This is a genomic window from Arthrobacter woluwensis (assembly GCF_900105345.1).
Taxonomy (GTDB): domain Bacteria; phylum Actinomycetota; class Actinomycetes; order Actinomycetales; family Micrococcaceae; genus Arthrobacter_E; species Arthrobacter_E woluwensis.
Genome location: NZ_FNSN01000003.1, coordinates 1,105,011 through 1,117,335, shown reverse-complemented (window position 1 = coordinate 1,117,335; position 12,325 = coordinate 1,105,011). Strand labels below are relative to the sequence as shown.

The 12,325-nt window shown below is 68.2% G+C and carries 16 protein-coding genes; 10 read left to right on the top strand and 6 right to left on the bottom strand.

The window, feature by feature from the left end; genetic code table 11:
* Positions 1–45: 45 nt before the first annotated feature.
* From BLV63_RS05720 to BLV63_RS05680, 9 genes are all read left to right on the top strand, one after another.
* Complete coding sequence (locus tag BLV63_RS05720; protein WP_066211633.1) at positions 46–849, top strand: thymidylate synthase; 804 nt, start codon at positions 46–48, stop codon at positions 847–849.
* Positions 846–1,421 (top strand): dihydrofolate reductase, encoded by a 576-nt coding sequence (locus BLV63_RS05715; protein ID WP_066211635.1) that lies wholly within the window; start codon positions 846–848, stop codon positions 1,419–1,421. Before BLV63_RS05720 ends, BLV63_RS05715 begins: the two co-directional genes overlap by 4 nt.
* Before the next feature lie 32 nt (positions 1,422–1,453).
* The gene (locus tag BLV63_RS05710) at positions 1,454–1,684 is read left to right on the top strand and encodes an NF038396 family protein (protein WP_066211637.1); all 231 of its coding nucleotides are present in this window, start codon (positions 1,454–1,456) and stop codon (positions 1,682–1,684) included.
* A gap of 91 nt (positions 1,685–1,775) precedes the next feature.
* A complete protein-coding gene (locus tag BLV63_RS05705; protein WP_066211639.1) occupies positions 1,776–2,759 on the top strand; it encodes a WXG100 family type VII secretion target in 984 nt (327 codons plus the stop codon).
* A gap of 23 nt (positions 2,760–2,782) precedes the next feature.
* Positions 2,783–3,421: a hypothetical protein gene (locus BLV63_RS05700; protein WP_066211641.1), complete on the top strand. Its 639-nt coding sequence runs from the start codon at positions 2,783–2,785 to the stop codon at positions 3,419–3,421.
* Between the two features lie 5 nt (positions 3,422–3,426).
* The gene (locus BLV63_RS05695) at positions 3,427–3,831 is read left to right on the top strand and encodes a hypothetical protein (protein ID WP_066211643.1); all 405 of its coding nucleotides are present in this window, start codon (positions 3,427–3,429) and stop codon (positions 3,829–3,831) included.
* 250 nt (positions 3,832–4,081) lie between these two features.
* Positions 4,082–5,212 carry an aspartate-semialdehyde dehydrogenase gene (asd, locus tag BLV63_RS05690; protein WP_066211644.1) on the top strand — a complete coding sequence of 377 codons (1,131 nt, stop codon included), beginning with the start codon at positions 4,082–4,084 and terminating at the stop codon, positions 5,210–5,212.
* Between the two features lie 232 nt (positions 5,213–5,444).
* A complete protein-coding gene (locus BLV63_RS05685; protein ID WP_066211646.1) occupies positions 5,445–6,590 on the top strand; it encodes an aminotransferase class V-fold PLP-dependent enzyme in 1,146 nt (381 codons plus the stop codon).
* Positions 6,591–6,663: 73 nt separating this feature from the next.
* On the top strand, positions 6,664–7,311 hold the full coding sequence (locus BLV63_RS05680; protein ID WP_074784072.1) for a DUF3060 domain-containing protein: 648 nt from the start codon (positions 6,664–6,666) through the stop codon (positions 7,309–7,311).
* On the opposite strand, the gene BLV63_RS05675 is transcribed toward BLV63_RS05680, so the two are convergent.
* Positions 7,299–8,438 carry a winged helix DNA-binding domain-containing protein gene (locus BLV63_RS05675; RefSeq protein ID WP_066211652.1) on the bottom strand — a complete coding sequence of 380 codons (1,140 nt, stop codon included), beginning with the start codon at positions 8,436–8,438 and terminating at the stop codon, positions 7,299–7,301. The two genes, BLV63_RS05680 and BLV63_RS05675, sit on opposite strands and share 13 nt — an antisense overlap.
* A 65-nt stretch (positions 8,439–8,503) precedes the next feature.
* Here BLV63_RS05675 and BLV63_RS05670 point away from each other — a divergent pair, with 65 nt between their 5' ends.
* Positions 8,504–8,980, top strand: coding sequence for a hypothetical protein (locus tag BLV63_RS05670; RefSeq protein WP_066211654.1), 477 nt, complete (start codon positions 8,504–8,506; stop codon positions 8,978–8,980).
* A gap of 54 nt (positions 8,981–9,034) precedes the next feature.
* Here BLV63_RS05670 and BLV63_RS05665 read toward each other — a convergent pair whose 3' ends face one another.
* From BLV63_RS05665 to BLV63_RS05645, 5 genes are all read right to left on the bottom strand, one after another.
* Positions 9,035–10,099 carry a UDP-N-acetylmuramate dehydrogenase gene (locus BLV63_RS05665; protein WP_066211655.1) on the bottom strand — a complete coding sequence of 355 codons (1,065 nt, stop codon included), beginning with the start codon at positions 10,097–10,099 and terminating at the stop codon, positions 9,035–9,037.
* On the bottom strand, positions 10,096–10,548 hold the full coding sequence (locus BLV63_RS05660) for a MaoC family dehydratase (RefSeq protein ID WP_066211657.1): 453 nt from the start codon (positions 10,546–10,548) through the stop codon (positions 10,096–10,098). The genes BLV63_RS05665 and BLV63_RS05660 overlap by 4 nt, the downstream gene beginning before the upstream one ends.
* Complete coding sequence (locus tag BLV63_RS05655) at positions 10,548–10,997, bottom strand: MaoC family dehydratase N-terminal domain-containing protein (protein WP_066211659.1); 450 nt, start codon at positions 10,995–10,997, stop codon at positions 10,548–10,550. Before BLV63_RS05655 ends, BLV63_RS05660 begins: the two co-directional genes overlap by 1 nt.
* A gap of 95 nt (positions 10,998–11,092) precedes the next feature.
* Positions 11,093–11,320, bottom strand: a complete 228-nt coding sequence (locus tag BLV63_RS05650; RefSeq protein ID WP_066211661.1) for a DUF3188 domain-containing protein — start codon at positions 11,318–11,320, stop codon at positions 11,093–11,095.
* A gap of 14 nt (positions 11,321–11,334) precedes the next feature.
* A complete protein-coding gene (locus BLV63_RS05645) occupies positions 11,335–12,195 on the bottom strand; it encodes an HpcH/HpaI aldolase/citrate lyase family protein (RefSeq protein ID WP_066211663.1) in 861 nt (286 codons plus the stop codon).
* Positions 12,196–12,325: the final 130 nt, after the last annotated feature.

Genomic DNA, 12,325 nt, shown 5'->3' with positions numbered 1-12,325 from the left:
GTCACGACCCTCGGCCGCCGGCGCCTGGCCCGCTAGACTGAATCCATGAGCATCCCCACGCCTTATGAGGACCTGCTGCGTGACGTCATGGATCATGGCACCCACAAATCGGACCGGACGGGCACGGGGACGCGGAGCGTCTTCGGGCGCCAGATCCGCTTCGACCTCGCCGAGGGTTTCCCCCTGATCACGACCAAGCGAGTGCACTTCAAGTCCCTCGCCCTGGAGCTCCTCTGGTTCCTGCGCGGTGACTCGAACGTGCGCTGGCTGCAGGAGCGCGGCGTCACCATCTGGGATGAATGGGCGGACGACGACGGCGAACTCGGCCCCGTCTACGGCGTGCAGTGGCGCTCGTGGCCGACCCCCGACGGCAGCCACGTGGACCAGATCGCCGAACTGGTGGCGAACCTGAAGTCGAACCCGGACTCACGCCGCCACATCGTCTCCGCGTGGAACGTCGCCGAGATCTCGAACATGGCACTGCCCCCGTGCCACGCGTTCTTCCAGTTCTACGTCGCCGACGGGAAGCTGTCCTGCCAGCTGTACCAGCGCTCCGCGGACATGTTCCTCGGGGTGCCGTTTAACATCGCCTCCTACGCCCTGCTGACGCACATGGTCGCCCAGCAGGCCGGCCTCGAGGTGGGCGACTTCGTCTGGACCGGCGGCGACTGCCACGTCTACGACAACCACGTGGAGCAGGTGGAACTCCAGCTCAGCCGCGAAGCCCTGCCGTATCCGACGCTCCAGATCAAGCGCGTCCCGGAGAGCATTTTCGACTACGAGTTCGAGGACTTCGAAGTGGTCGACTACCAGCACCACCCGGGCATCAAGGCCCCGGTGGCCGTATGAGCGGCGAAGGGCCCACGGCGTTCGCGGACCGCATCCGTTCCGGACTCCGGGGCACCGGCCTGATCTGGGCGCAGACCGCGAACGGCGTGATCGGGAACGCCGGGACCATGCCGTGGCACGTCCCGGAGGACCTCAAGCACTTCAGCTCGATGACCACCGGCCGTCCCGTGATCATGGGCCGCCGGACCTGGGAGTCCTTCCCCGCGAAGTTCCGCCCCCTCCCGGGCCGCACCAATATCGTGGTGACCCGCCGCGAAGACTGGGCGGGGACGCCCGAGGCGGAGGGCGCCGTCGTCGTGCCGTCGCTGGAGGCGGCCTTCTCGGAGGCCGGGGACGGGCTCCGCTGGGTGATCGGCGGAGGGCAGATCTACCGGCAGTCCCTGCCGGAGGCCGACTTCGCGGTCATCACCCTGATCGACTCCGACGCCGACGGCGACACCCATGCGCCCGAACTGCCGGATTCGTGGCGGCGCACCGCCGTCGAGCCCGCCCCGGAGGACGACGGCACCGACCGCTGGCTGACCTCCGCGAACGGCACCCGCTACCGCTTCACCCTCTGGGAAAGCGCCTGAGCGCCCCCTCCCCGCATTCTGAAAAGGCCTGCATGAAACACCTTCTGACCCGCTCCGACGTCCTCTTCGTGCTCGGGTACATGCTCTTCCCGCTGCTCGGTCTCGTGACCGCCGTCCTGGGACTGTTCATGATCCTGGCCGGCAACCGGATCCCCGGGGTGATCGTCCTGGTGCTCGTCACCCAGGTGTTCGTGTTCGGAGCCTGGTGGGCCCTGAAGAAGCGGCGGACCGCGCTGGCGGAGGAATCCTCCCAGGCGGAATGAGCCGATGGGGAGTGCTCCCCATCGCTCGCCGACGGGCATCCGGGATACTCTCGCTGGTGGATGAACATGACAGAGGGCGACAGGAGTCCTGATGGGAAGCACGGTGTGGGGCGCGGATGTCGCGCAATTGCGCACTCTGGCGCAGACCTTCGGTAAGGCATCGGAGAATCTGCTCCAGCAATCGAGCCAGCTCGGCCAGAGCATCAACAGCGCGCAGGCCTGGAAGGGGCCGGACGCGGTCCGGTTCAAGTCGGAGTGGAACAGCAGTCACCGCACGGTGCTGATGAACGCGGCGTCGGCGCTCAAGAAGCAGTCGCGCTTCCTGCTCACGCAGGCCGACGAGCAGGAGACCGCGTCGAACGCGGCCCACGGCTCCGGCGGCGGCCCGATGCCAGGTGGTCCGGGCGGCGGACCGGGTGGGAACGGGGGCCCGTTCCAGCTGGGCCCGAACTGGCTGGCGGACGGGGACAATTCGCCCTTCCGCAATGGCTGGGATCTGTACAACACGATCAAGGCGTATCCCGACCTACGGGCTGGGATCTTCGACCTGGTGAACTTCTCCAAACAGGCGGACGGATTCAAGGATTTCTGGTCCAAGGACTTCCGGGCGATCGCCAAAGCCTTCCAGGACGAGAACTACATCAGCAAGGGTCTCAACTCGCTCTCCGAGGCCTACAGTGGAGACGCCCGCAATCTTCTGAACCTTGCCGAAGACGGCAAAGCGGCAAAGTTCTTCAGCGTCGGCGGTAAGGCCCTCGGTGGTCTCGGCGTCGGGCTGGACACACTGGACGCCTTCAACAACTTCAGCAAGGGCGAGATCGGGGAAGGCATCTACTCCTCCGTGAAGGCCGGCCTGGGGGTGGCCTGCTTCGCTCCGCCACCCATCGGAACCGCAGCCATGGTGGCCAGTGGCGCCCTCGCCATCTACGACAACGTGCCGTTCGTGCACGATGCCGTGAACGCCACCGGCAAGGCGATCGGCGACGCTGCCGTAGGAGCCTGGAATGCGGGCGGGAAGGCCCTTGACGCTGCCGGCAAGGGATTGAAGAAGCTCGGCGGTTTCCTTGGTTTTTGACGCACTGACTGGAGAAGAGAACGATGACTGAACACACCGAAGCCCAGACCCAGCCGGACACCATCGGTTACGGGTTCGCCGAAATCGCCACGCTGGCCGCCATGGTTCCCAGCGACGCGACGACCGCGAGTGCCGAGGCATTGCGCGTCTCGGAGTATGTCGGCAACCCCGACATGGTCGCAGCAGGCGCGTCGTCCCTCGTGGCACGCGGACTTGCCACCGTCGAACCGGGCGGGGACATCGCCGTGTCCGGGCCCACCGCGGCCGTGGCGGCGGCGCTGTCCTCCGCCACGCGCCGCATGGAGATCTCCCTGATCACGGAAGAGCTGACGGACAGCGTGATCGGGATCGAAAGCCCGGACATCCACCTCCTGTTCCAGCCCCGCGCTTACCTGACCTGGTGGGCGATGGCTCAGCGTCCGGACCTCTCTGGCGCGGAAGCCGACTTCTTCATCGTCCGGGAACACCTCCGCGTCCATCCCCGAGGCGGTGTCACCATCCGTCGGCGTGAAGATGCCAGCGGCCGCACCCTGTACGTCAAGAACGGGAACGGTTCCTGGACCATCGGCCTGTCCACTGCCGCCGAGGACGATGTCACGGAGACGGCGGGCCTGGACGACGGAGCACTCCTGGCGCAGATCCGGCTCATCCGGCAGGACTGATCGGCATGGCGTTCAGCAATGACCGCGAGCGTCACAACGACGAGGTGATCAGAGAACACAAGGCTGCCCTCGCCCGCGGTGAGAAGCGCGTTCTGCGGCACACCAAGGACCAGGGGCTGCGCAGCTACCCCGCTGACGAGATCGGTTTCTCTCCTGGGCGCGGACACCCCCAGGTCAGCACCTGGTGGGGCATGGGGATCCTCTTCACCTTCATGGTGCTGCTCGGGCTCGGTACTCTGGTCGTCCTGTTCGTCGTCCTGGCGAACGGCGGCCCCGCGCCATGGGGGATCCTGGTGGTGACGGCCTTCGCCGCCCTGCTGAGCTGGTACTTCTTCGGTATGGCGCGGGACGAATACCGCGCCAGGAAGCTCCGCCGGAACCGCGGCACACCCGAACCCAGCGATCGCTGACGACGCCGGACGGCCACTCTCGTTGGCTGCGGCCACTCCGGTTCACCGGATCGGTGATCTGCGCCCTTGTTTGCTTTCTGCGCCGCAATGGGGGCGCAGAAAGCAAACAAGGGCGCAGATCCCGGCAACCCGCCCGGCCCCGCCCCACCACGGCCCCAACCACCCGCCGTCGCGCGCTTCCACACCGTTCCCAACACCCGTGTGACGTAACCGGCGGAAACGCGGGCGTCTTTCCCCGTAAAATCAGGTCATGACTAACGCAGCCGTGCCTTCCGTAGGTTTTGTCGGGTGGCGTGGCATGGTCGGTTCCGTCCTCATGCAGCGCATGCAGGAAGAGCATGACTTTGCCAGCCTGAACCCCGTCTTCTTCTCCACCTCCAACGCAGGTGGTGCCGCCCCTTCTTTCGCTGAGGGCGCCGGCACCCTGGAAGACGCGTTCGACATCGACACCCTGGCCAAGCTGCCGATCATCGTCACCGCTCAGGGCGGCGACTACACCAAGCAGGTCCACACCGCGCTGCGTTCCCGCGGCTGGGACGGTCTGTGGATCGACGCCGCCTCCACGTTGCGCATGAACGACGACTCGATCATCGTCCTTGACCCGATCAACCGTGACGTCATCGACCGCGGGCTCGAGTCCGGCGTGAAGGACTTCATCGGCGGCAACTGCACCGTCTCCTGCATGCTCATGGGCCTGGGCGGGCTGTTCAAGAACAACCTGGTCGAGTGGGGCACCTCCATGACGTACCAGGCGGCGTCGGGCGGCGGCGCGCGGCACATGCGCGAGCTGCTCAACCAGTTCGGCACCCTGAACGCCGAAGTCAGCAGCGAGCTGCAGGACCCGGCGTCGGCGATCCTGGAGATCGACCGCAAGGTGCTCGCCCACCAGCGCGACGGCGTGGATGCCGCCCAGTTCGGTGTGCCGCTCGCGGGCTCGCTCATCCCCTGGATCGACTCGGACCTCGGCAACGGCCAGAGCCGCGAGGAGTGGAAGGCCGGGGTGGAGACCAACAAGATCCTCGGCACCACCGACGCGGACCGCATCATCATGGACGGCCTCTGCGTACGCATCGGCGCCATGCGCTCCCACTCCCAGGCGCTCACCCTCAAGCTCCGCGAGGACCTGTCCGTCGAGGAGATCGAGAAGATCATCGATGCCGACAACGAGTGGGCCACGGTCGTTCCCAACGTCAAGGAGGCGTCCATGAACGACCTCACCCCGGTCGCCGCCTCGGGCACGCTGAACATCCCCGTCGGCCGCATCCGCAAGATGGAGATGGGACCGGAGTACATCAGCGCCTTCACCGTGGGCGACCAGCTCCTCTGGGGCGCCGCCGAGCCGCTGCGCCGCATGGTCAGCATCGCCACCGGCCGTCTCTGACCGTTCCGGCTTCCCCTGGAAGGCGCGGACTCCTGCGGGAGTCCGCGCCTTCCGTCGTTTCCGGGCACGACGACGGCGGGGAGGTGGCGTCTGATGGGTGCCCTGGGTGGCGGCGCCAGGCAGCCGTCCTCGTGGCGGGGGCCGCGCAACGGTCCCCGTCCATGTGCATGGCTCCGTCCACAGAGCGTCCCTGGTGCTGTGCTTGCCGCGCCGGTCATGCCACCATGGAGCCATGAACCTGCCCTCGCCTGAGCTGCCCCGTCCCGATGTCGATCCTGATGGCCTGCTGGAGTACTCGGTCGTCTTCACGGACCGGTCCCTGAATCACATGTCCCAGCGCTTCATCGCCGCGATGCAGCAGACGCTGGACATCCTCCGCACCGCGTACTCCGCGGACGCCGTCGCCCTCGTCAACGGCGGTGGCAGCTACGCCATGGAATCGGTCGCGCGGCACTTCGCCGCGGGCGCGCACGCCTTGGTGGTGCGCAATGGGCTCTTCTCGTATCGCTGGTCCCAGATCCTCGACGCCGGCTCCATCGCGTCGAGCGTCACGGTCTGTGCCGCCCGCCCGGACGGCGAGGGCCCACAGGCGGCGTGGAGGCCGGCCCCGCTCGACGAGGTGGTGGCCGCCATCCGTGCCGAGCGGCCCGCCGTCGTGTTCGCGCCGCATGTCGAGACGGCGGCCGGCATGGTCCTCCCGGACGAGTACGTCCGGGGCCTCGCCGACGCCGTGCACGAGGTGGGCGGCGTGCTGGTGCTCGACTGCATCGCCTCCGGCGCCTTGCTGGTCGACATGCAGGCACTCGGGGTGGACGTCCTCCTCAGCGCCCCGCAGAAGGGCTGGAGCGGCTCTCCCGGCGTCGGCTACGTGATGCTCAGCTCGTCGGCCCGCGAGATCGTGGAGTCCCGTGCGTCGACGAGTTTCGCACTGGATCTGCGGACCTGGCTGAACATCTCCGAGGCGTACCGCGAAGGCCGGGCCGCCTATCACGCGACGATGCCCACGGACACGATCGTGCGGAACCTCTCCCAGATGATCGAGACGCGGGACCGTGGTTACGAGGAACTGCGGGCGGCTCAGAACGAGCTGGGCCGGCGGGTCCGGGAGCTCCTCGCGGAACGCGGTCTGCCGTCGGTGGCGGCGTCGGAGTACGCGGCGCCGAGCGTGGTGGTCGTGCATACCACCGATCCTGAGCTGAAGTCCGGAGCCCGCTTCGCTCGGGAGGGAGTCCAGGTCGCCGCCGGTGTCCCGCTGCACTGTGGAGAGCCGGACGACTTCGCCACGTTCCGGGTCGGGTTGTTCGGGCTGGACAAGCTCGGCGATGTCGATGGCACGGTGGAGCGGCTGCGCGCCGCCCTGGACCGTATGGGGCTCTAGCCCTCGACAACCGTGTGACATCCCCTTCGGCTACGATCGAGCCACCATCCGACGTCACGCACAGGGGACTGCCATGACACGCACCGCACCTTCTTCGACCGCCGCAACTTCATCACGCGCCGCAACCGCGGCCCTGCTTCTCGCGCTCACGGTCGCGGGCTGCTCTGCGCCCCAGGCCTCCGGAAACGGGCCCACCGCCCCCTCCGCGAGTGGCACCCGGGAGATCACCGCAGACAGCACCTGCAGCGAGGGCGAAGACGTCGTGATCTCGGCGAAGAGCACTTCCGCCGTCCTCACCGGCCAGTGCGGGACGGTGACCCTGTCCGGGGCCGAGGTGCGCGCGAACATCGACTCGGCGAAGAAACTCGTCGTCACCGGGCCCGGCTCCGCGGTCATCGGCAAGACCTGGGATGCGGTCGAGACGACGGGCGCCAAGGCGAGCCTCAACGCAGACGAGATCTCCACGCTGACCGTGTCCGGCGCGGACACCACGGTGACTCTCAGCCGGAAAGCCGGGAAGGTCACGCTCGCGGCCGACGGCGGCTCGCTGAACGCCCACGAGGTCCAATCCCTCGCCGTGACCGGCGACCGCAACACGGTGGTCCTCAGCGGCGCCTTGAGCGGCCTCACCGTCAGCGGAGACTCGAACACCTTCAACTGGTCCTCCGGCATCAAGCTTCCCGGCTCGGACACCGGCAAAGACAACACCTACACGCGCTGAGTGCCCATGAATCGCTGATAGGCGGCCACTCGGGCCGCGCTCGAACGGTGCGATCGGGCTCCGTCCGCGTCGAACGGTTCGAGCACGACGGCGCCGCGCGAGTCCGTGGACCACGTCCCGTCCGTCACGCCTCCACTCATCATGGTGCGCTTGAACATGCCGTTGCCGCCGGGCACGATCAGGTCGAAGTGTTCGCGCGCGAGGACGGGACTGCGGTCCGTGTACCCGAGGATGTACTCGTCGAAGCCGGCCAGGAGGTGGAACGACCTCGCGCCCGGCAGCGGCTCGCCGTCACGGGCGTCCAGCCACGCGGCAGTCTCCTCATCCAGCAGCCAGCCGCCCTCGTACTCGCGCACCCGGTCGCCGAGCCGGAGCTGCGCTTCCCGGCACGGGCCGAGAGGCAGGCCGGTCCACCAGGCGAAGTCGCGGATGGTCGCGGGGCCGTGGCTGCGGACGTAGCGTTCCAGCAGGTCATCGAGGGCGTCGTCGACGGACAGCTCGCGCGGCGAGGTGATCCACTCGTCCTGCAGGACGAAGAGATGCTCCTTGCCGTCCGCAGGCCCCTGAACGAGGGTCCCGGTGATGGACAGGACGAGGAGCAGGTGGGCTCCGCGCTGAGCCTTGGTGCCCTGTCCGGCCTCTTCGAGAGCCGTGAACAGCTCAGCCCGTGTGGCCCGGCCGCCGCCGCGCAGGGTCGCACGGACCACGGTGCGGGCCTTCTCCCAGTCCTCCGGGACGATGCTCAGGTTCCGGTGCCGGGAGGCCATCGACTTCAGGAGGCGTTCCGAGGTCAGGGCATGGAACAGGGGAAGGTCTTGCGGAAGGAGCGTGTGCAGGGTGCCGCGCATGGGCCACGAGCGCACGATCCTGCCGTCGGTGAAGGCTTGTCGCACCGCAGCCGCGGAGGCCCCGGAAGCCTGCGCCGCCGTCGTCGCGCCGCCGGTCCACCGCGCGCCGATCGACCACGGGACCGAGTACCAGTCCTGCCCTTGCACGGCGGTCATCCAGCCCACCACGTCCTCGGCGGCGTGGAAAGCGGGACGGGGGAACCCTTCCGGCGCCGGCAGCAGCCCGTGGCTGAGGAGCCGGAGACGCGGGATGTCGCGTGGAGTCAGCGTCGAGGCCATGGTGTCATCCTAGGCACAGGGGTGCGACACCGGCCCGTCGGCGTCGCACCGGATAAGGTGGATGGGTGACCCTGGGAGAACTCTGGCCGAACATGCGCCTGATGAGCCGCTGCCTGGCCGTGCCCGGCTGGCTGCTGGCGATCCTCGGCATGGGCGCGGCCCTGTTCGTGGCGATCACCTCGGGTCTCAAGGTGTCGAGCACCCTCCAGATGATCCAAGTGGTCGGCTCGACCGCCGCGGCATTGTCGATCGTCCTCCTGGCCTGCGCGGTGTTCTCGCAGCCCTTGGACAAGCCCCGCTCCGCACGGTGGCAGCTCTCCCTCAGCAACGAGCTGCCCGTGATGGTGCGCAGCTTCTACTTCGGCGCGCTCATGATGCTCTCGGGGGCCATCGCATTCTCCGTGATCGGCCTGTTCCTTGTGGGCGGACCCACCTCGCAGACCCTCGCCTTCAGCCAGGTCTTCCTCACCGGAGCCTGCGCCTCGGCGCTCAGCTACCTGCTCTTCAGCCGCGCCTGCTCACTCGACGAACCCGAAGCCTGACTCCCCTCCCATCGGCCGTCCCCACCGGCGTGGGGACAGTCGATGGGGTGAGAGTCAGAGCTCCAGGCCGATGAGCAGCGGCTCGTTGTGGAGCACGACGCCGAACGCCGCCTCCACGCCGCCCCGCACCTCGCGCGCCAGGGCCAGGAGGTCCTGAGCACTGGCGCCGCCGCGGTTGGTGAGTGCCAGGGTGTGCTTGGTGGACAACGAGGCGCGGCCGCCCGTCACGGAATCCTCGGCCAGGCCGAAGCCCTTCGGGAAGCCCGCGTGGTCGATCAGCCAGGCCGCGGACAGCTTCACCGACCCGTCGCCCGCTGGGTACCGGGGGGCGTCTTCGGGCAGCCGGGCCGCGTCCGCCTCGCTGACCACGGGGTTCGTGAAGAAGGACCCCGTGGACCACGTGTCGTGATCCTCCGGGTTCAGCACCATGCCCTTGCCCTTGCGGAGCTCGAGCACGGCGTGACGGACCTCCAGCGCATTGGCCCGTTCCCCCGGCTCCACGCCCAGGGTGCGGGCGAGCTCGGCGTAGCGGATCGGGGCGCTCATGCGGCCCAGCGGGAACTGGAAGGTCACGCTCAGCACCACGAAGCGCGGGGACCCGTTGCTCGTGGTCCGCTTGAGGATCGAATCCCGGTACCCGAACTCGAGCTCGGAGAGGGTGAACGTCCGGACGGCATTGGTGCCACGGTCCCAGGTCCGCACCTGGGCGATGGTCTGGGAGACGTCCGCACCGTACGCGCCGACGTTCTGCACCGGCGTCGCCCCCGTGCTGCCGGGGATCCCCGACAGCGCCTCGACCCCGGAGTGCGCGTGCAGCACGCTGTGGTGCACGAATTCGTCCCAGGGGTGCCCGGCCTGGACCGTGACGGTGGCGCCGCCGCAGGTCTCCTCGGAGGAGACCTGGATGCCCCGCGACGTGATGCGCAGGACGGTGCCGGGGTACCCGTCGTCGGACACCAGGAGATTCGAGCCCCCGCCGAGGATCAGGAGGTCTTCCCCCGCCGCGTCGGCGCTCCGAACGGCGTCGACGATCGCGGCTTCGGAGTCGGCCTCCACGTAACGGCCCGCGGGGCCGCCCACGTGGGTGGTGGTCAGGTCGGCCAGCGTCGGCTGTGTCATGCGGAGAGCTTCACCACGGCCTGAGCCTTCATCAGGACGCGCTGCCCGTCGAAGGTGACGGTGAGGTCGATCCGGGCGGTGCCGGCCTCTTCGTCGAGCGCGCCGACGACGCCCACCACCTCGACCTGCGCGCCCGGCTCCTCGGTGCCGGTGGTGTCCTGGACGAGGACCGGCTTGGTGAACCGGGTCTGGTAGTCGACGACCGCGCCAGGATCGCCGGCCCAGTCGGTGACCAGCTGAACGGCCGAGCCCATGGTGAACATGCCGTGGGCGATCACGCCGGGCAGCTCCACGCCCTGGGCGAAGGCCTCGTTCCAGTGGATCGGGTTGAAGTCCCCGGAAGCCCCGGCGTACTTCACGAGGTCGACGCGGTTCACGTCGATGACGCGACGGCCGATCTCCTGTCCCTTCTCCAGCTCATTGAGTGCAGGTCGATTCAGTGCAGGCATTACTGTCCCTCTCCGCGGACCAGGATGGAGGACGTGGTGGTGGCGACCTTCTCGCCGTCCACGGTCGAGATCTCCGAACGGGTGGTGATCATGGCGCCGCCGCCCATGCCGCGGACGGTGTCCACGTGCAGCTCGGCCACCAGGCGGTCACCGGAGACGATGGGGCGGTGGTGCGTGAAGCGCTGGTCCGCGTGCACGACGCGGGAGAAGTCGATCCCGGATGCGGGGTCCTCGATGAGCTGGGCGTCGGCCCGCTGCGCCACGATGATGGCGAAGGTGGGCGGCGCCACCAGATCGGCGTGGCCGAGCGCCTGGGCGGCCTCGACGTCGAAGTGTGCCGGGTGGGTGGCCTTCACGGCGCGGGCGAACTCGCGGACCTTCTCGCGGCCCACCTCGTACACCTCGGCGGCCGGGTAACTGCGGCCCTGCAGATCGGGATTGATACTCATGGAATAAGCCTACTTGTCTCGCCGAGGTTACAGATGATGCCCGGAAGAACGCATCTTCCGGGCATCATCTGTCACTTCGCGCGCGACGGCGGGGGCTACTTCCCCGGGCGGCCCTTCCGGAGTTCACGGGTGCGGATCACCATGCCCACCACGTGGAGCAGGAGACCCACGCCGATGACCGGGAGCGCCCCGATCGCAAGCGGGTTGTTGTGCTTCATCAAGCCGATGATGTTCAGGCCGAGGCCCACCACCATGAACCCGAGGGCGCTGAGCACCACGGTCTTGTACACCGTGGACGCGTTCGCCCAGAAGTCACCCAGCATCGACGAGGCCCGCTCTAGAGGGCCGGGGTGACGCCGAAGGCGGTGGCCAGCTTCATGATCTTCTCGGCACGGCCCAGGCGGGGCAGGTCGGAGCCGTCACGGATCACGCGGCCATTGGCCTCGAAGTCGTTCATGAAGTCGGTGGCCCAGGCGACGTCGGACGGCGTGGGGCTGATGACCTCGTTGATGATGGCCGTCTGATCCGTGGCGAGGCACAGCTTGCCGGTCATGCCCATGGTCACGGTGATGGCGCTCTGCTCGCGCAGGATGGGGTGGTTGCTGCCGACGGTGGGCCCATCGATGGGGCCGGGAAGACCGCCGACGCGGCTGGCGACGACGAGCTTGGCCCGCGGGTAGGCCATGGCCTCCGGGGTCGCCGCCATGCCGGTGTCGCGACGGAAGTCGCCGGAGCCGAAGGCCAGGCGGAAGCAGCCCTGACCCTTCGCGATGTTGTTGGCCTCTTCGATGCCGACGGCGGACTCGACCAGGGCGATCACGGGGGTCTTGCCGTCCATGCGGTGGTAGGACTCGGTCACCTGGTCGGCGGATTCGGTCTTCGCGAGCATCACGCCGAGCAGACCCGGGGTGCCGCGGAGGCCGGCCAGGTCATCGGCCCAGAAGGGGCTCGTGGCGTCGTTGATGCGGACCCAGGCCTGCCCGCCGGCTTCCAGCCAGCCGCGGACGTTGTCGCGGGCCTCGTCCTTGTGCGAGGGGTCCACGGCGTCCTCGATGTCCAGGATGATGGCGTCCGCGCGGGAGGCGGCGGCGTCATCGAAGAGTTCCGTCTTCATGGCGTTGACCAGGAGCCACGAACGGGCGATGTCCGGGCTGACTTTTCGAGTGGGACGACCAGTGGAAGTGACGGAAGAACTCATGAGAATACGGTACCGGTCCGGGGCCGCACCCGCCCAAGCGTTTGTGGGCCCCGGACAGTCATATCTGGTTTTATTTGACTTTTCTCACAGATTCCGAGCGACAAGCGTCACCTTGGCCCTAGACCGGTAT